This is a genomic window from Streptomyces sp. NPDC056835, from assembly GCF_042789485.1.
Classification (GTDB): Bacteria; Actinomycetota; Actinomycetes; order Streptomycetales; family Streptomycetaceae; genus Streptomyces.
Genome location: NZ_JBHUBB010000011.1, coordinates 75176 through 93609 on the forward strand (window position 1 = coordinate 75176; position 18434 = coordinate 93609).

Annotated in this window: 16 protein-coding genes; 2 read left to right on the forward strand and 14 right to left on the reverse strand. The window is 70.1% G+C overall.

Going from position 1 to position 18434, the window contains the following annotated elements; genetic code table 11:
* Positions 1 to 80: 80 nt before the first annotated feature.
* The 14 genes from hpnH to ACFRMN_RS14875 form a co-directional block, all read right to left on the reverse strand.
* Positions 81 to 1100: an adenosyl-hopene transferase HpnH gene (hpnH, locus tag ACFRMN_RS14810; RefSeq protein ID WP_383018697.1), complete on the reverse strand. Its 1020-nt coding sequence runs from the start codon at positions 1098 to 1100 to the stop codon at positions 81 to 83.
* A gap of 5 nt (positions 1101 to 1105) precedes the next feature.
* Positions 1106 to 1795 (reverse strand): 1-hydroxy-2-methyl-2-butenyl 4-diphosphate reductase, encoded by a 690-nt coding sequence (locus ACFRMN_RS14815; protein WP_383018700.1) that lies wholly within the window; start codon positions 1793 to 1795, stop codon positions 1106 to 1108.
* Entirely contained in the window at positions 1795 to 3807 is a 2013-nt protein-coding gene (gene shc / locus ACFRMN_RS14820; protein WP_383018703.1) for a squalene--hopene cyclase, read from the reverse strand. Before shc ends, ACFRMN_RS14815 begins: the two co-directional genes overlap by 1 nt.
* A 133-nt stretch (positions 3808 to 3940) precedes the next feature.
* A complete protein-coding gene (locus ACFRMN_RS14825) occupies positions 3941 to 5056 on the reverse strand; it encodes a polyprenyl synthetase family protein (protein ID WP_383018706.1) in 1116 nt (371 codons plus the stop codon).
* Entirely contained in the window at positions 5053 to 6438 is a 1386-nt protein-coding gene (hpnE, locus tag ACFRMN_RS14830) for a hydroxysqualene dehydroxylase HpnE (RefSeq protein WP_383018709.1), read from the reverse strand. Before hpnE ends, ACFRMN_RS14825 begins: the two co-directional genes overlap by 4 nt.
* A gap of 211 nt (positions 6439 to 6649) precedes the next feature.
* The gene (gene hpnD, locus ACFRMN_RS14835; protein WP_383018713.1) at positions 6650 to 7600 is read right to left on the reverse strand and encodes a presqualene diphosphate synthase HpnD; all 951 of its coding nucleotides are present in this window, start codon (positions 7598 to 7600) and stop codon (positions 6650 to 6652) included.
* Positions 7597 to 8517 (reverse strand): squalene synthase HpnC, encoded by a 921-nt coding sequence (gene hpnC / locus ACFRMN_RS14840; RefSeq protein ID WP_383018716.1) that lies wholly within the window; start codon positions 8515 to 8517, stop codon positions 7597 to 7599. Before hpnC ends, hpnD begins: the two co-directional genes overlap by 4 nt.
* A 381-nt stretch (positions 8518 to 8898) precedes the next feature.
* Positions 8899 to 9684, reverse strand: a complete 786-nt coding sequence (locus ACFRMN_RS14845) for an ABC transporter ATP-binding protein (protein WP_030355206.1) — start codon at positions 9682 to 9684, stop codon at positions 8899 to 8901.
* Positions 9677 to 10606 (reverse strand): ABC transporter permease, encoded by a 930-nt coding sequence (locus tag ACFRMN_RS14850; protein ID WP_383018719.1) that lies wholly within the window; start codon positions 10604 to 10606, stop codon positions 9677 to 9679. The genes ACFRMN_RS14845 and ACFRMN_RS14850 overlap by 8 nt, the downstream gene beginning before the upstream one ends.
* A 117-nt stretch (positions 10607 to 10723) precedes the next feature.
* The gene (locus ACFRMN_RS14855) at positions 10724 to 11596 is read right to left on the reverse strand and encodes a glycosyltransferase family 2 protein (RefSeq protein WP_383019078.1); all 873 of its coding nucleotides are present in this window, start codon (positions 11594 to 11596) and stop codon (positions 10724 to 10726) included.
* Positions 11597 to 11601: 5 nt separating this feature from the next.
* A complete protein-coding gene (locus ACFRMN_RS14860; RefSeq protein WP_383018722.1) occupies positions 11602 to 12381 on the reverse strand; it encodes a CDP-alcohol phosphatidyltransferase family protein in 780 nt (259 codons plus the stop codon).
* Entirely contained in the window at positions 12359 to 13420 is a 1062-nt protein-coding gene (locus tag ACFRMN_RS14865; protein WP_383018725.1) for an iron-containing alcohol dehydrogenase family protein, read from the reverse strand. Before ACFRMN_RS14865 ends, ACFRMN_RS14860 begins: the two co-directional genes overlap by 23 nt.
* Positions 13408 to 14157, reverse strand: coding sequence for a sugar phosphate nucleotidyltransferase (locus ACFRMN_RS14870; RefSeq protein WP_383018728.1), 750 nt, complete (start codon positions 14155 to 14157; stop codon positions 13408 to 13410). Before ACFRMN_RS14870 ends, ACFRMN_RS14865 begins: the two co-directional genes overlap by 13 nt.
* Complete coding sequence (locus tag ACFRMN_RS14875; RefSeq protein WP_383019080.1) at positions 14154 to 16037, reverse strand: DUF5941 domain-containing protein; 1884 nt, start codon at positions 16035 to 16037, stop codon at positions 14154 to 14156. The genes ACFRMN_RS14870 and ACFRMN_RS14875 overlap by 4 nt, the downstream gene beginning before the upstream one ends.
* A gap of 332 nt (positions 16038 to 16369) precedes the next feature.
* On the opposite strand from ACFRMN_RS14875, the gene galE reads away from it, so the two are divergent.
* Both galE and ACFRMN_RS14885 read left to right on the forward strand, forming a co-directional pair.
* Positions 16370 to 17353 carry a UDP-glucose 4-epimerase GalE gene (galE, locus tag ACFRMN_RS14880; protein ID WP_383018731.1) on the forward strand — a complete coding sequence of 328 codons (984 nt, stop codon included), beginning with the start codon at positions 16370 to 16372 and terminating at the stop codon, positions 17351 to 17353.
* Positions 17354 to 17494: 141 nt separating this feature from the next.
* Positions 17495 to 18433, forward strand: coding sequence for a cation diffusion facilitator family transporter (locus ACFRMN_RS14885; RefSeq protein WP_383018734.1), 939 nt, complete (start codon positions 17495 to 17497; stop codon positions 18431 to 18433).
* Position 18434: the final 1 nt, after the last annotated feature.

The window sequence follows — 18434 nt, forward strand, 5'->3', positions numbered from 1 at the left end:
CGGAATGCTTCTTCAGCTCACCGTGACGGCGGGCGTTCCCGAGGGAACCCCCGCGTCCTCCACCATCGACACGGCTGTGCTCACCGCGTCCCGGCGACCGTCTCGCGGACCGCTCGCAGGGACTCCTTGAGCGAGCCCATGGTGGCGAGGACGGCGGTCGGCTCATAGCCGCAGTGCGCCATGCAGTTGGCGCAGCGCGCGTCCTTCCCGCGGCCGTACTTGTTCCAGTCCGTCTCCTCGATGAGCTGCCGGTATGTCGGCACATACCCGTCGCTCATCAGATAGCAGGGACGCTGCCAGCCGAAGAGCGAGTAGTTGGGGATGGCCCACGCCGTGCACGGGAAGTCGGCCTTGCCTTCCAGGAAGTCCAGGAACAGCGGGGAGTGGTTGAGACGCCAGCGCGCCCGGTTACCACCGGCGAACGACTTCCGGAACAGCTCCCGGGTCTGCTCGACACCCAGGAAGTGCTCCTGATCGGGGGCCTTCTCATAGGCATAGGCGGGCGAGATCATCATCTCGTCGACCTTCAGATCGTCATTGAGATAGTTCAGCACCTCGATGATGGTCTGCGGGGTGTCGGTGTTGAAGAAGGTGGAGTTGGTGGTCACCCGGAAGCCGCGGCGCTTGGCCTCCTTGATGGCCGCCACTGCCTCGTCGAACACGCCTTCCTTCGCCACGGACTCGTCGTGCCGCTCACGCAGCCCGTCGATGTGCACCGCGAAGGCGAAATACGGCGACGGCTTGAATTTCTCGATCTTCTTGCGCAGCAGCATCGCGTTGGTGCACAGGAAGACGTATTTCCGCTTCGCCACCAGCTGCCGGACGATCTCGTCGATCTGCGGATGCATCAGCGGCTCGCCACCGGCGATGGAGACCATGGGCGCCCCGGACTCCAGCACCGCCCCGACCGCCTGGGCAACGGGCATTCGCTGCTTCAGGATGCCTGCCGGGTGCTGGATCTTGCCGCAGCCCTCACATTTCAGATTGCAGGCGAAGAGGGGTTCCAGCTCGACGATGAGCGGAAACTTCTCACGTCTGCGGAGCTTCTGTTCAAAGAGGTACGTCCCGACCCTGATGGTCTGACGGAGCGGCATGGCCATCTAGCTCACCTCCTGGGGAGCAGCAAAGAACGGTGCCATTCATGGAAAGCTGGGAGGACGGCACGGAGAACGCGGAAGGCTGATATTCCACCGCGCACTGTGCCAATACGGACGAGCTCATGCTCTGGAGCGTCCACGACCACCCGGACGGCCGCAACCGGGCGGGACCCGGCGCTCAGAGCACTCCGGAGCGTGGCGGCGGACTCCATGTCCACCGCGACCGCCCCCGTGGCGCGCAGTTCGGCCCGCTCCTGACCACGAACCACATGGTCGGAGCCGGTCAGCGGGCCGGTGTGGACCGTATGGCCCGGCACGACCCTGGCCAGTGCGTCCACCAGCAGTGCGGTGCCCGTACAGGGCGTGGAGCCGTCCGGGTGCCGGGTCTCGTCGGCGACGATCAGATCCCCGGGGTTCATCCCCGGGACGAGTCCGGCACAGAACCCGGACGCGATCACGGCCGCGTCCCTGTTCCGGGCCTCCGCGAGCACGCGTGCCACGGCGCGCTCGGCGTTCTTGGGTCCCATGCCCGTACGCAGGACGGTCACCGGCGCCGCCGCGCCGGCCCGGCCCGGGCGCAGGGCGAACCGCTCGATGCCGAGCGCGCAGGCGATCAGCAGCGGCGCGGCGGGACGGGGAGCCGGACTCGCCGACGGACCGGAGGACGGAGCCGAGGACGGGCCGGAGGACCGTTCCATCAGCTCCCCTTGTGGGCGCCGGCGAGGACCGCGAGCGGCTTGGGCTCGCCATGGAGGTACCTGCCGAGCGCGGTGAGCGGGAAGACCTGCCGGTAGAGGTGGTAGTTGATGGAGAAGTCCCAGGGAAAGCCGGTACCGGTGAAGTGCGGCTCGTCCCAGGAGCCGTCCTCCCGCTGAGCCCCGGCGAGCCAGGCGATTCCCCGCTCGACGGCCCTGCTCTCCCGCTCGCCGGCCGCGAGGAGCGCGAGCAGCGCCCACGCGGTCTGGGAGGCGGTCGTGGCACCGCGTCCGATCCACGCCTCGTCGTCGTACGAGCGCAGGTCCTCGCCCCAGCCGCCGTCCTCGTTCTGCACGGATTCGAGCCAGCTGACCGCGCGGCGGATCGCGGGGTGGGAGACCGGCAGTCCGGCCGCGGTCAGCGCGGGCACCACCGAGCCGGTCCCGTATACGTAGTTGACGCCCCAGCGGCCGAACCAGGCGCCGTTGGTCTCCTGTTCGGCGAGAAGCCACTCGATTCCGCGTCGGGTGCGGGGGTGATGGGACTTGCCCTCGAAGGCGAGCATCTCGACGACGTGCGCGGTGACATCCGCGGAGGGCGGGTCGATGACCTCGCCGAAGTCGCAGAAGGGCAGCCGGTTGGGGAACGGACTGGTGTTGTCGGCGTCGAAGGCGCCCCAGGCTCCGTTCCTCGACTGCATGCCCAGATTCCACCGGGCGCCGCGCTCGATGGCCGCGTCGAGCCGCCGGGCGTCCGGGTGTCTGACCCGGCGCAGCGCGAGGACGACCTCGGCGGTGTCGTCGATGTCGGGGTAGTTGTCGTTGTGGAACTCGAACGCCCAGCCGCCGGGCGCGAGTCCGGGCCGGCGTACGGACCAGTCGCCGGGGCGCACGATCTGCTCGCCGAGCATCCAGTCGGCGGCCTTGACCAGGGCCGGGTGGTCAGGATCCAGACCGGCGTCGGCGAGTGCGATGGTGGCGAGGCAGGTGTCCCAGACCGGCGACTGACAGGCCTCGATCATCCGGGCGCCGTCCTCGCGCCGGACGGCGAACCGGTCGAGTGATTCCAGGCCGGCGCGCATGATCGGGTGGTCGAGGTCGTAGCCGAGCAGATGCAGGGCGATCACGGAGTAGACGGCGGGGGGCTGGATTCCGCCCCAGCAGCCGTCGTTCTCCTGCCGTTCGATGATCCAGCGTGCGGCGGCGTTCATCGCCGTACGGCGCAGTCTGCGCGGCGCGACCTTGTGGTAGACGTGCAGCGCCTTGTCGAGGCGCTGGAACACGCCGTCCCAACTGGTCATGGGCGCGACGGACTTGCCCGTGCCGGGGCGCGCGGGGTCGGCGCGCAGCTCGTCCAGGGCGAATGGAGCGGGCCGTACGGGCCGCTTCGCGGAGACGATGGTCAGCGGCACGATCGTCTGCCGTGCCCAGCAGCCGAAGTCATAGATGTTGAGCGGGAACCACTTGGGAAAGAAGATCAGTTCGGGCGGCAGTTCGGGCAGGTCGTCCCACTTCCACCAGCCGAAGAGGGCGAGCCAGACGCGGGTGAATACCCGGGAGCCCTCGATGCCGCCGTGTTCGCGTACCCAGCGTGAGGCGCGCGCCATGTGCGGGTCTTCGGGACTGTCTCCGGCCAGCCGCAGGGCGACATACGCCTCGATGGTGGCGGAGAGTTCGGCGGGGCCTCCGTAGAAGGTGGCCCACGTACCGTCCGCGCGCTGCTCACCACGGATGAAGAGGGCCGATGCCTCCGTGGTGCGCGCGTCCTGGATTCCGAGGAACTGGCGGAGCAGCAGATCCTCGGCGTCCATCGTCACATTGGTGGCCAGGTCGCCCTTCCACCAGCCCTGGGCGTCCTGCCTGCCGAGCAGATGCTCGACGGATCGTGCGGTGGCCCGCTCGGCGGCGACTCGAAGGTCACCGCCCGCCGCGGGGGTGGTGGTTCCGGTCGGTCTGCTCGCCGAGGCTGCGCGGGGTCCCACGGCCCCGGTGCTTCCGTCGGTCGTCGCTGTCATGGCTTCCCCTTCGTGCAGTGGTGTGCTTCTGCTGTGCTGGGGTCTCCGTCGTCCGGCGCCCTACGGGCTGTGGACGGCGACTGTTGGGGGTATGGGGTTCAGCCCCTGGAAGGAAGGCATAGGGGAATAGTGATCATCTCTTTCGTACGACGACGAAGTCCGCGAGCGCGATGAGTTGCGCCCGGACCTGTTCCGGCATGTCGACGCCATCCAGGGCCTCGATGGCGACGGCGTGCTGCCTGCGGGCCTCCTGCGAGGTCCACTCCCGGCCGCCCGCCTCTTCGATCAACGCCGCCCGGGTGGCGAATTCTTCCTCCGAGAAGGTCTCGAAATCAATGCTTTTGGCGTCGGCGGCGAGCAGTTCACCGAGCCGTTCCGAGGCCCGGCCGCCCGCGGCGAGCGCCGCGACGACCGGCAGGGACTTCTTGCGCTGACGCAGATCGCTCCAGGTCTGCTTGCCGGTGGCCTCCGGGTCGCCCCAGATGCCGAGCAGATCGTCAACAGCCTGGAAGGCGAGGCCGAGATGATGCCCGTACGCCTCCAGCGTGTCGGCCGTACGGTCGTCGGCGCCGCCGAGGACCGCGCCGATGGAGACGGCGCAGGCGAGCAGGGCGCCGGTCTTGTTGCCCTCCATCTCCAGGCACTCCTCGACGGTGACCCGCTCGCGGTGCTCGTAGGAGATGTCCTGCGCCTGACCGTCGATCAGTTTGCGGGTCGCGGTGGTCAGGCGGCGTGTCGCGCGGCCCGCCTCGACCGTGCCGATCTCCAGCAGCACCTCATTGGCGAGTGCGAAGAGGGCGTCGCCGACGAGGATCGCCTGGGCGGGACCGTGAATCTTCCATACGGTGTCGCGGTGGCGGCGCTGTTCGTCGCCGTCCATCAGATCGTCGTGCAGCAGCGAGAAGTTGTGGACCAGCTCCACCGCGACCGCGCCGGGGACGCCCTTCTCGGCGGGCGCGCCGGCGGCCTCCGCGGAGAGCAGCGCGAGCGCCGGGCGCACCGCCTTCCCGCCGTCTCCGTCAACGGGCCGGCCCTCGGCGTCGATCCAGCCGAAGTGGTAGGCGGCGACGGTGTCCATGGGTGCGGCAAGCCGCTCAACAGCGGCGCGCAGCACCGGCGTTGACAGGCTCCGTCCACGCTCAAGCAGCGCGTGGACATCCGCGGTGTCGACAGCCGGATCAGCCGGGGGCACAGTCGGCACGGTCTCTCCTCTTGTTCCAGTACTCGTTGGTGCGGTACTCGGGCTCATGCCGCCTCCCGCAAGGGGTGTTCGTGGCGGTGCCCCAGCTCGGAGAGGGCCGCGCCGGCGGCGCTGAAGCCGCTGCGCACCGCACCCTCCATCGTCGCGGGCCAACCGGTGGCGGTCCATGCGCCGGCCAGGAAGAGGCCGGGGGCACGGGTGTGGGCCGTCGGCCGCAGCCTGCCCACACCCGGTGCGGGCGCGAACGTCGCGGTGCGCTCGCGTGTCACGAAGAAGTCCCGCACCTCCGCGCCCCGGGTGGCCGGAAGAAGTCGTTCCAGTTCGGGCAGATAGCGCTCGCGCAACTCCGACACGGGCGTGTCGATCTCGTCCTGGGCGGCCGACTGTGACACCGCCAGATACTGGCCGTCCTTCAGTCCGGAGGCGTCGGTACGGTCGAAGACCCATTGGACCGGGCTGCCGAGCGCGGCGAAGAACGGCCGGCGCAGCACCTTGCGGTCGTACACGACATGGAGGTTGAGGATCGGCGCGGTGCCGATGTCCAGCAGCCGGTCGGGGGCCTCCAGCGCGCCCCCGGGCAGCAGCGAGTGGGCCTCGCGCTGGGGTACGGCGAGGACGACGGCGTCCGAGTGCAGCCGCTCTCCGTCCATGTCGACATGCCAACCGCCGTTCTCCGCGCGGGAAACGGAGCTGACCCGGGTGCGGGTCTCGGTCCGTACCCCCGCGGAGTCGAGTGCCTTGCGGGCGAGCGTGTCGTGCAGTTCACCGAGCGGGACACGCGCCCAGCCGATGTCGGCGGCTCCGGGCTCGGAGAGCAGCCCGGTCTTGAAGACCATCGCGGCGAGCCCCATGGACGCGTACGGCGCGGTGGCGTTGAGGGTGGCCACGCCGACCAGGTCCCAAAGGGCCTCGATGGTCCGCTCCGACTGGCCGTGCCGGCCGAGCCAGGTGGCGAAGTCGATGCCGTCCAGCGCCGGGTCGGCGGGGTCGAGCCGCTTGAGCGCGAGCGCGGCGCGCCCGACGGAGGCGCGCTCGGCCAGTGAGAGATGCGGATACGTCGCGAGCCCGGCGGCCAGATGCAGCGGTACGGGCAGCCCGTTGCGGCGGATCCGTCCCAGCCTGGGCCCGCCGGCCGGGGCGACATCGAGTACGGGTACGTCCAGCCGGTCCTGGAGCGGCGCGAGCGCGGCGCCGTCCACCCGGTCGAGGAACCAGCGGTACGCCGTACAGCAGCGCAGATACACATGCTGGCCGTTGTCGACGGTGAGGTCACCGCGCTGGAAGGAGAAGGCGAGACCGCCGAGCCGGGGCCGTCCCTCGACGAGCGTCACCCGCACTCCGGCGTCGGCGAGCTGAAGGGCGGCCGTGATGCCGGCGAGTCCGGCGCCGACCACGACCGCGTGGCGGGGCGTGCCCTCGGCCGTTGTCATGCGTGCCCCCCTAGGGCGTGTGGTGAACGTCCCGCCTGGCCCGCCGTGCCCGGCAGCCCCGTCCCGCGGGCGGACGGCGCTGCTTTCGCGCCATGCCTCAGGGCGAGGGACGCGTCCTGGCGACGCGGGGTTGAGAACCATCGGTGCGTGTGCGTGTTCCGGTGGATTGCGCGGGGCGTGGGAATCGGGCCGAATCGGGCGGTGAGCCGCATCAGCCACGCCTCCTGATGGTCTGCCGGGAGATCTGGCGCGCGTCGAGCCCCGAGAGCCCGCGCACGGCGACATACGCCTTCTCACGTCCCGGCAGCGAGACCCTGCCGCGCAGCACGGCCTCGGGGTCGCGTGCGATGCGGTCGAGCAGCCGGCGGTAGATGCCGGCCATGGCGGCGACGCAGGCGCCGCTGCGCCGGTCGAGCATGGGCAGCAGACGCAGGCCCTCGGCGAAGAGCGCGCGGGCGCGGCGCACCTCGAAGTGCACCAGTCCGGCGAAGTCGGCGCCCGCGGCCGGGGTCGCGCTGTGGAAGCCCGCGGAGCAGCCGAACTTGGCGAGGTCGTCGGAGGGCAGGTACGTACGGCCGTTGCCCGCGTCCTCGCGTACGTCGCGCAGGATGTTGGTCAGCTGAAGGGCGAGTCCCAGCGTGTCGGCGTACTCGGAGGCACGCTCGGCGCCGGGCGCGCCGGGGGTGGTACCGAACACGCCGAGCGACACCCGGCCGATGGCGCCCGCGACACACCGGCAGTAGGCCTTGAGGTCGTCCCAGGTCTCATAGGTGTCGCCGCGTACGTCCATCAGCACGCCGTCGATCAGCTCGTCGAGGCCGCCGAGCGGGATCGGGAAGCGGCGCGCCGCGTCGGTGAGCGCGACGGCGACAGGATCGGTGTCGTCCTCATCCACCGCGCCCTTTCTGACCCGCTCCAGGAGGGTACGGGTGTCGTCGAGGCGTGCCTGCTTGGCCTCCGGGGCGAGTGTGCCGTCGCCGATGTCGTCCACCCGCCGGGAGAGGGCGTACAGCGCGGACATGGCCTGTCGCTTCTCGGCCGGCAGCAGTCTGATGCCATAGGCGAAGTTACGGGCCTGCTGCCCGGTGACGGCCTCGCAGTAGCTGTAGGCCGCCAGTACCGGCGCGGACATGGGCGTCTGTCCCTCCACGTTCCGGCTCACCCCTCTCTGTGCGCACTTCGCAGGACAGCTCCCACTTCGCGCAGCAGACGCGGCTTGGTGGGTTTGGGCGGTCCGGGGAGCACATCGTGCCCGGCGGCCGCGATCGAGACGAGGGCGGCACGCCCTCCGGCGACGAATCCGGCGAGCAGCAGCCGGAGTCTGCCGTGGACGCTACCCACCAACGGGGTGCCCTCATTCAGCAACTGCCCGGCACGTTCGGCCTCGAAGGCCACCAGCGCGCGGACCGACGCGTTCGCGGTGCCCGCGGCCAGGTCCGCCTCGGTGACATGAAACCTCTTCATGTCCTGGGTGGGCAGATAGATACGGTCCCGGCCAAGGTCCTCGGTGACGTCCTGGAGATGTTCGACGATCTGCAGCGCCGTGCAGACGGCGTCGGAGCGGCGGACGCGCTCGGAGCTCGCGGTGCCGGTGATCTGGAGGACGAGACGGCCGACCGGGTTCGCGGACAGCTCGCAGTAGGCGAGCAGGTCGTCATAGGTCTCGTAGCGGCGGACCAGCTGGTCCTGGCGATTGGCCGCGATCAGTCCGAGGAACGGCTCGGGGGTGAGCGAGCGGCGCCGTACGGGCGAGATCAGGGCGCGCAGCAGCGGATGCGCCGGAGCCGGGCCCTGCGGGTCGAAGACACGCCGCAGATCGGCCTCGAAGGCGTCCAGCATGACCAGCCGGTCGTCGGCCTGGGCGGGGTCGACGCCCAGGTGGCGGGCGTCGCCGCCGCCGGGGGCGAGATCGCCGTCACCGATGTCGTCGACGAGCCGGGCGAAGCCGTACACGGCCATCAGATCGTCTCGCCAGGCGCGCGGCAGGAAGAACGGGGCCACGGGAAAGTTCTCGTCCGCGGCCTTGTCCAGGGTGGTGCGCGAGGAGGCGTCGGAGCGTACCTGTGGGGGGCCCGTCATCGCGTGCTGCCCGGTACGGGGACGGCGGAATCCTCGCGGAGCTGGAGATTTTCCGTCATTGCCGTCACATCTCCCGTTCTACACTGCTGACCCAATACATCCCATTTCGGACACGCCGCCCGCTCCTCCGAGTACAGAAGGCCGGTAGGCAGGCGGGGCGCCCCGTGGGAATGACCCCACTTGCCGCGAATCAGCCCAGCACAGCTTACGTTGTACAGCTAGGAGGAACACGTCGGGGTGTTACGCGCATTACAAGAACCGCGCAATACCTGCCAACCTTCCACCGGCCCACCGGACTTGACCGATTTTTGACGATCGGCTCAACAGGAGGCCCCCGCCGGGTCGGTCCGGCGGGGGCCCGTTCGATCGTGGCGGACCGGACTACTTGCCGGTCTCCTTCTCGTACGCCTTGATGACCTCGTCGGTCGGACCGTCCATCAGGAGCTCGCCCTTCTCAAGCCACAGCACCCGGTCGCAGGTGTCCCTGATCGACTTGTTGCTGTGGCTGACCAGGAAGACCGTACCCGCCTCCTTGCGCAGCTCGCGGATCCGCTGCTCGGAGCGGATCTGGAACTTCCGGTCGCCGGTGGCCAGCGCCTCGTCGATCATGAGGACGTCGTGGTCCTTGGCGGCGGCGATGGAGAACCGGAGCCTGGCGGCCATGCCGGAGGAGTACGTCCGCATGGGGAGGGTGATGAAGTCGCCCTTCTCGTTGATCCCGGAGAAGTCGACGATGCCCTGGTAACGCTCCCGGATCTGCTCGCGTGTCATCCCCATGGCCAGACCGCCGAGGATGACATTGCGCTCACCGGTCAGATCGTTCATCAGGGCCGCGTTGACCCCCAGCAGGGACGGCTGGCCGTCGGTGTAGACCTTGCCGCTCTCCGCCGGCAGCAGACCGGCGATCGCGCGCAGCAGGGTCGACTTGCCGGAACCGTTGGTGCCGATCAGCCCGATCGCCTCGCCGCGGTACGCGGTGAAGGTGACCCCCCGGACGGCGTGGACCTTGCGGACGCCCCGCGACTCCCCCTTGTCGCGGCGGAGTATGCGGCTGAGCGCGGCGGTGGCGCTGCCCTTGCCGCCGCCACCGCCGTTGACGCGGTACACGATGTGCACGTCGTCGGCGATGACCGTGGGGATACGCCCCTGCGTGTTGTCCTCAGCCACGGCCGTAGCGCTCCTCAGCCTTCCAGAAGTAGACGAAGCCGACGACGCCCAGGAGCACGGACCACACCAGCGCGACCAGCCAGACATGCGCGGGCAGGTTGTCGGAACCGTAGCCGTCGATCAGCGCGAACCTGACCAGGTCCATGTAGATGGCGGCCGGGTTGTACTGGAGTACGTCGGCGATCCAGGCGGGCTTGTCCTTGAGCATCACCGGGATCGAGAACATCACGCCCGAGGCGTACATCCAGGTGCGCATCACGAACGGCATCAGCTGGGCGAGGTCGGGGGTCTTGCTGCCCAGCCTCGCCATGATCAGCGCGAGACCGGTGTTGAAGACGAACTGGAGCGCCAGCGCGGGCACGACCAGCAGCCAGCTCAGGGCCGGGTAGCTGCCGAAGGCCACCGCGACGACGACCAGCACGATCATCGAGAAGAGGAGCTGCTGAAGCTGCTGGAGGGAGAAGGAGACCGGCAGCGAGGCCCGGGGGAAGTGCAGGGCCCGGACGAGCCCCAGGTTGCCGGAGATGGCACGCACACCGGCCATCACCGAGCTCTGGGTGAAGGTGAAGACGAAGACGCCGGTGACCAGGAAGGGCACGAAGACATCCTGGGGGATGTCCTTCTTGGTCCCCAGGATCAGGCCGAAGATCAAGTAGTAGACAAAGGCGTTCAGCAGGGGGGTCGCCACCTGCCATAGCTGGCCCAGCTTCGCCTGGCTGTACTGGGCCGTGAGCTTCGCCTGGGAGAAGGCCAGGATGAAATGACGCCGGCCCCACAGCTGCCGGATGTAGTCGCGCAGCCCTGGCCGGGCACCGCTCACCGACAGACCGTACTTGGCGGCGAGATCCGCCGCGGACAGACCGTCGTCGGGCGACGGGGGGGCGCTCACAGCGATCGCACCCTCTTGGGTTGTGTCACTCACAAGTTGAAACTTTCGTGTTCAAGATGCGCAGCCGGTCGGGCGCGGGCACGGACGGCCCGGCCCCGGGGGGTTAAGAGGCAGGCGGCCTCTTGTCCGATGCTCTCAGAACCGAGCTTGTCAGATGACAGGCGGTCGGCCCAGCCGGGTCAGCCGCCACACCGTACGCCACTTCATCGGACGGCGCGGCCCGCACGGGGTCGCCCAGCCCTCCCGGAACCCGCCGAACCACGCCTTCAGCGCGGTCAGGGACGGGCGCCGGACCAGGGTGAGCAGCACCCACACACCGAGATAGAACGGGACGACGACGGCGGGCAGATTGCGACGGGCGAGCCAGACCCGGTTGCGGGCCACCATGCGGTGGTAGACCGCGTGCCGGGACGGCGGCATGGTCGGGTGGTTCAGCACCATGTCGGCGCGGTAGTCGATCATCCAGCCGGCGTCCAGCGCCCGCCAGGCGAGATCGGTCTCCTCATGGGCGTAGAAGAACCCGCCGGGCAGCGCGCCGACCTCCGCGAGGACCTTCGTACGTACGGCACTGGCACCGCCGAGGAAGGTCGTCACCCGCGAGGACCGCAGCGGGTCCGAGGCGCGCAGCCGCGGGACATGGCGGCGCTGGGTGAGACCGGTCTCCGGGTCGGTGATCCGGAAGCTGACGATCCCCAGCACGGGATCGGCCGCGAACGCCCCGCGGATCAGCTCGGCGGTGTCGGTGTGCGGCAGCAGACCGTCGTCGTCCAGGAAGAGCAGGGCGTCCACGTCCGAGCCGGCGGCCCCGAACGCCTCGATCCCGACATTGCGGCCGCCGGGGATACCGAGGTTCTCGGGCAGCTCGACCGTCCGTACGCCGTCGGGGACGGCGCCCACCGGGGCGCCGTTCCCGACCACGACGATCTCGACCGGGTCGCCGTTCTGGCGGCGGACGGAGTCGATCAGCGCACGCAGTTCGCCGGGGCGGTCACCCATCGTGATGATCACCGCGCCGAGCCGCATGTCGCTCACCTCAGCCTGCTGGACGCCAGGATGGAGACGAGGTGCAGCAGCGTCTGTACGACGGCGATTCCGGCCAGCACCGCGATCCCGAGGCGGCTGAAGAACAGATCGCCCCTGACCGAGTCCAGGATCGCCAGGAGAAGGATCAGCAGGGACGCCTCGATCCCGAGGATGAGCCGGTGGAACTTCAGCGCCCCGGCGGCCCTGCGGGCCAGCGCCATACCGGACGAGCGCGGCTCGGAGGCCGCCTCCTTGACCGGAGCCAGCCCCTGCTGATGACGGGCGACACCGACCAGGTCGGTCTCGGCCTTGACCATGATGGCGCCGAGGGCGGCGAGCGTACCGAGGAAGGCCCACAGCCAGTCGATCCGTCCGGTGCCCCACAGGTCGGCGGCGCGCAGCCCGAAGCCGAGCAGGACGGCGGCGTCGCACAGGTAGGCGGCGACCCGGTCCAGATACACCCCGGTCATCGAGTACTGCTTCTTCCAGCGGGCGATCTCGCCGTCGACGCAGTCCAGCAGCAGATAGAGCTGGACCGCCAGCACGCCGAGCACCGCGCCCGTGATCCCCGGCACCAGGAGGGCGGGGGCGGCGAGGGCACCGGCCACGGTCATCACGTACGTCACCTGGTTGGGCGTGACCCGCGTGTTCACCAGGTACCGGTCGACGCGCAGCGAGATCTCCCGCATGTACAGGCGCCCGGCCCAGTGCTCACCGCTGCGCCGGTCCTTGACCCCCTCCGGGTGTACGACCGGGCGGAGTTCAGCTACTGATGGTCTTGGCATAGTCGGCGTACGCGTCCCTGATGTGGTCGGTGGACAGGTCGAGGTGTTCAAGGATGGTGAAGCGGCCGGGACGGGTCTGCGGCGCGTAGGCGACGGCCCGTACGAACTCCTCCACGGAGAAGCCGATCTCCTCGGGCAGCACGGGCAGCCCGTGCCGGTGCAGCACCTCGGTGAACAGGTGTGACTCCTCATGGGCGCCGCGCAGGTACATGGCGAAGGCGGCGCCGATGCCGACCTGTTCGCCGTGGAGCGCGGAGCGCTTGGGGTAGAGCAGGTCGAAGGCGTGACTGATCTCATGGCAGGCACCGGACGAGGGGCGGGTGTCCCCGCTGATCGACATGGCGATACCGGTGAGCACCAGCGCCTCCGCCAGGACGGTCAGGAACTCGTCGTCGCCGACCCCGCCGGGGTGGCGCAGCACGGCCTCGCCCGCGGTACGGGCCATGGCGGCGGCGAGTCCGTCCATCTGCTCGCCGTTGGTACGGTGCGACAGCTCCCAGTCCGCGATGGCCGAGAGGTTCGAGATGGCGTCGCCGATGCCGGACCGGACGAAGCGGATCGGCGCGTCCCTGATCACATCGAGGTCGATGACGACGGCGATGGGGGTGGGGACGCCGTAGGAGCCGCGGCCGTTGTCGTTGTCGAGCGTCGCGACCGGTGAACACAGGCCGTCGTGCGAGAGGTTGGTGGCGACGGCCACCATCGGCAGGCCCACCCGGGCCGCCGCGTACTTCGTCACGTCGATGATCTTGCCGCCGCCGAGGCCGACCACGGCGTCGTACCGCTTGCCCTTGATGTTGTCGGCGAGCCTGACCGCGGAGTCGATCGTGCCGTCCGCGACGGAGAACCAGTCCGCGCCCGGCAGGTCCGGCGCGAGCCGTTCGCGCAGCACCTGTCCGGAGCCGCCGCTTATGGCCACGGCGAGCCGGCCCGAGCTGGAGATCCGCTGGTCGGCGAGGAGGCCGGCGAGATCGTCCAGGGCGCCGCGGCTGATGTCGACGACGACCGGGGACGGGATGAGCCGGGTCAGTACTGGCACGCGATCTCACGGCCCTTCGCGAGGTCGTCGTGGTTGTCGATCTCGACCCAGGGGATGTCACCGATGGGCGCCACGTCGAGGGTGAAGCCGCGGTTCACCAGCTCCTGGTAGCCGTCCTCGTAGTAGAGGTCGGGGTCCCGCTCGAAGGTGGCCTTGAGCGCGTCGGCGAGGTCCGCGGCGGCCTCGGGCTCGATCAGTGTGACCCCGATGTACTCGCCGGTGGCGGTGGCCGGGTCCATCAGTTTGGTGATGCGGCGCACACCCCTGGCGCCGTCCGTGATGACCTTCATCTCCTCGTCGGCCAGCCGCTTGACCGTGTCGAGGGCCAGGATGATCCGGCGGCCCTCGCCGCGGGCGGCGAGGAGGGTCTTCTCGACGGAGACCGGGTGCACGGTGTCGCCGTTGGCGAGGATCACACCTCGCGTCAGCACCTCACGCGCGCACCAGAGGGAGTAGGCGTTGTTCCACTCCTCGGCCTTGTCGTTGTCGACGAGGGTGAGCTTCAGCCCGTACGTCTTCTCCAGCGCGGCCTTGCGCTCGTACACGGCCTCCTTGCGGTAGCCGACGACGATCGCCGCCTCGGTGAGGCCGACCTCGGCGAAGTTGCCGAGCGTCAGGTCGAGAACCGTGGTGGTCCCCTCCCCCGCCGGGTCCACCGGCACGAGGGCCTTCGGCAGCGTGTCGGTGTAGGGGCGCAGACGCCTTCCGGCACCGGCGGCGAGTACGAGGCCGATCATGCGGCTTCTCCTTCGTCATGTACGGCGGGGGCTCCGGAGGACACCCAGAACCGGATGGACTCCGTGAGCGCGACCAGCGCCACGGCGACGGCGAGCACCGTCAGTTCCAGCGGGAAGTCGGATTCGCGCGTGGAGAAAGCGGCGCAGACGGTGACCAGCGACGTACGGCCCTCATGTCCGCCGAGCGTCCGGACGAGCGCGCGGGGCGGGGCGCCACTGCCGCCGCGGATGCGGTAGACCGCGTCGTAGTGATGGTAGGCGACCGCCGCCACCAGCCCGAATGCCGCGGGCAGCGCGCCTGGCACATCGGCGCGGGCGGCGAAGACCAGGACGGTGCTGTACTCGGCCGCCCGGAAGACGGGCGGGATCAGCCAGTCGAGGGGGCCGCCCATCCGGTGGGCGACGGCGAACCCCGAGGTCAGCACGTACACCAGAGCGCCGAAGATGAGCACGGGGCTGTGGAGCGGGCCGAAGGCCGCCATGGCGACGACGGTGACACCGCCGGCGAGTGCGACCAGGAAGGGCAGCACGCCGGGCAGCGCGCGGGCCGGGCGCCGCAGCACCCGCGCGACGACCTCCGCGAACGGCCCCGAATCGGACAGGTCCGCGAGCGCCTGGGCGGCCCGGTCGGTACGGACGGCCTTGCGGGTCACCGAGCGCAGGACCCGGCCCGCGGTGGTGTAGCAGGCGGCGAAGGCGCAGCCGATGAGCAGCGCGTAGAAGACGATCCGGGGGGTGGTGACGGCCGTCAGAACGGCGATCATCGCCCAGCGCTCACCGATCGGCAGCACGATCATCCGGCGCACCCAGACCGTCCAGCCGACGCTGTCGAGTCTGCTGGAGAGCGCGGCGGTGGGGGTGCCCACCACGGCCTTGCCGGAGGAGGTCGCGGCGGCCGCGTCGACGTTCGCCTCGTTGAACGAGAAGTCGACGACATGGCGGCAGGTCTGGAGGACCATCGCGCCGAGCGCGAGCGCCCATACGTCGTCGCCGCCCCGCGCGGCTCCGAGCGCCAGACCCGCGTAGTAGGCGTACTCCTTGGCGCGGTCGAAGGTCGCGTCCAGCCAGGCGCCCATCGTGGAGTACTGGAGCGAGTAGCGGGCGAGCTGCCCGTCGGTGCAGTCCAGGACGAAGGAGAAGAGCAGCAGCGCGCCGGCGGCGACATAGCCGCCGCGGGTGCCGGTGGCCGCGCAGGCCGCCGCGATCAGCGCGGTGATCAGCGACGCGGTGGTGACCTGGTTGGGGGTCAGCCCGCGGCGGGCGCACCAGCGGGCGAGATAGCGGGAGTACGGGCTGATGCAGAAGGTGGTGAAGAAGCCGTCGCGGGCCTTCACGGCGGAGCGCAGCCGTACGGCCTCGTCGTCCACGGCGGCGACGGCGGCCTCGGCCCGTTCCCGGGCGGCGGCGTCGGCCGGTACGGCGGCGACGAGCGAGCCGAGTTCGGGGCGGGTGACGGCGGTGCCGTCGGCGTCGAGCGCGGTGGCGACCCGGTCGGCGAGCGGTTCACACGGAACCACGGCGGTGGCGGCGGTCCGCTGGGGCTCCGTCGTGCCGCCGGCCGGCCGGGGGCCGTCCTCGGCCCCGTCCAGGGACGTCATGGCGCGCAGCAGCGCGGCACGGGCCCCGGGCTGTGCGGTGAGCGCGCCGGGCACGGCGGCGACCGGGAAGCGGGGGTCGGTCAGGGCCAGCCGCAGGGCGTGGACATGACCGACGAAGCGGGGGTCGACCAGTGCGACCCGCTCGGCCGCGGGGGCGGCGGCGAGCAGGCCCCGGGCGCCTTCCACGCTCGGCGCGGTACGTACGTCGAAACCCAGCGACCGCAGATCGTCTTCGAGCGACGATCCGGGTACCGGGGGACCGGTGAGGATGGCGGTCGACAGACGAACTCACTCCTTGGCGCTGACAGGGCTGGGTGCACGGCGAACGCCCCGGGATCCGGGCTGCGGCACGTCGGCAGAGGCTATCGGATGAACGGAAGACCTAGTTCACCGACCGTTTACGCCCCGGACGCCATGATCTGGTCCGGGAACAGCCCGCGTGGAGATCATCATTGTCGATCGACGCCCCGCCCCACAAACCGCGGGTGCCGGGGGCGGGGCCATGACGTGAACAGAACATGAGCGGGGCCGCCGGAACGGGCGTGCGCGAGCGCCCGTGCCAGGCGCTCTCGGGCCGGCGGGAACCCGGTCCTGACAGGGCCTAGGGTGACGGCATGACGTGGCTGATCACAGGTGGAGCGGGTTATATCGGGGCACATGTCGCGCGGTCCATGACGGCGGCGGGCGAGCGCGTCGTCGTGCTCGACGATCTGTCGACCGGCGTCGCCGACCGGCTGCCCCCGGAGATCCCGCTCGTGCGGGGCTCCTTGCTGGACAGGGGGCTCGTCGACCGCACGCTCGCCGGGCACGAGATCACCGGAGTCGTGCATCTCGCGGCGAAGAAGCAGGTCGGGGAGTCCGTCGAGCAGCCGCTGAGGTACTACCGGGAGAATGTGCACGGGCTCACAGTGCTGCTGGAGGCCGTGGTGACGGCGCGGGTGCGGCGCTTCCTCTTCTCCTCCTCGGCGGCCGTGTACGGCGTGCCTGATGTGGAGTTGATCACGGAGCGGACGCCCGCCGTGCCGATCAATCCCTACGGCGAGACCAAGCTCACGGGCGAGTGGCTGGTACGGGCGACGGGAAGGGCGCACTCGATCGCCACCGGCTGTCTGCGCTACTTCAATGTGGCGGGCGCCGGGCGCCCCGAACTCGCGGACACCGGGGTGTTCAACATCATCCCGATGTTCTTCGACCGGATCAGCCGGGGTGAGGCACCGCGGATCTTCGGCGCCGACTATCCGACACCGGACGGCACCTGTATCCGGGACTACATCCATGTCTCCGATCTCGCCGAGGCCCATCTCGCCGCCGCCCGGTGGCTGGCCGGCCAGGAGGGCGCCCGGGATCTCACGGTCAATATCGGCCGCGGCGAGGGGGTCTCGGTCCGCGAGCTGGCCGATCTGGTGGCGGAGGTGACCGGTGACCGTACGGAACCGGTGGTCGAGGCGCGCCGTCCCGGCGACGCCGCTCGGGCCGTCGCGGCCGTCGGACTGATCGGCGAGGAGCTGGGCTGGACGGCGAGCCGCGGCGTACGCGAGATGGTCGAGTCGGCCTGGGAGGGCTGGCGGCTGCACCATCCCACGGCCTCGGTCGGGTGATCGCGCCGCGCTCTGACCTGCGGTCATTTCCGCAGGTCAGAGCATATGACAACGGTGTTCAGTGCCGTGTTGCCGGATACCCCCCACCCGTAGTTCACTGACCTCGTCGGCAGTTTGTCCGGACGACCGGGAGGCATCCTCATGGGGGCAGGGCACAACCACGGGCACACGCACGGAGGACCACCCGCGGGCACCGCGACCGCCGCGTACCGTGGCCGGCTGCGGATCGCTCTGTCGATCACCCTGTCCGTGATGGTGGTGGAGATCATCGGCGGTATCGCCTCCGACTCCCTCGCCCTGTTCGCGGACGCGGCGCATATGGCGACGGACGCGGTGGGCCTCGGGATGGCCCTGCTGGCCATCCACTTCGCCGCCCGGCCCGCGGACGAGACCCGCACCTTCGGTTTCGCGCGGGCCGAGATCCTGGCCGCACTGGCCAACTGTGTGCTGCTGCTCGGGGTCGGCGGCTTCCTGCTGTACGAGGCGATCGAGCGCTTCCTCGTGCCGCCCGAGACCAAGGGCGGGCTCACGATCATCTTCGCCCTGGTGGGTATGGCCGCCAACCTGGTCTCCCTCTCGCTGCTGATGCGGGGGCAGAAGGAGAGCCTCAATGTGCGCGGCGCGTATCTGGAGGTCCTGGCGGACACCCTGGGCTCGCTCGCGGTGCTGGTCTCGGCCGTCGTCATCCTGACCACGGGCTGGCAGACTGCCGACCCGATCGCGGGCCTGCTGATCGGGCTCATGATCGTCCCGCGTACGGTGAAGCTGCTGCGGGAGACGCTGAACGTCCTGCTGGAAGCGGCGCCCAAGAACGTGGACATGAATGAGGTGCGCGCGCATATGCTCGCACTGCCCGGGGTGGCGGACGTACACGATCTCCATGTCTGGACGATCACTTCCGGGATGCCGGTGCTCTCCGCGCATGTGGTGGTGGACCAGGACGCGCTGGACGCGGTGGGCCACGAGAAGATACTCCATGACCTGCAGGGATGTCTGGGCCATCACTTCGATGTCGAACACTGCACCTTCCAGCTGGAGCCCCGGGGCCATGCGGAACACGAGGCGAAGCTCTGCCACTGAC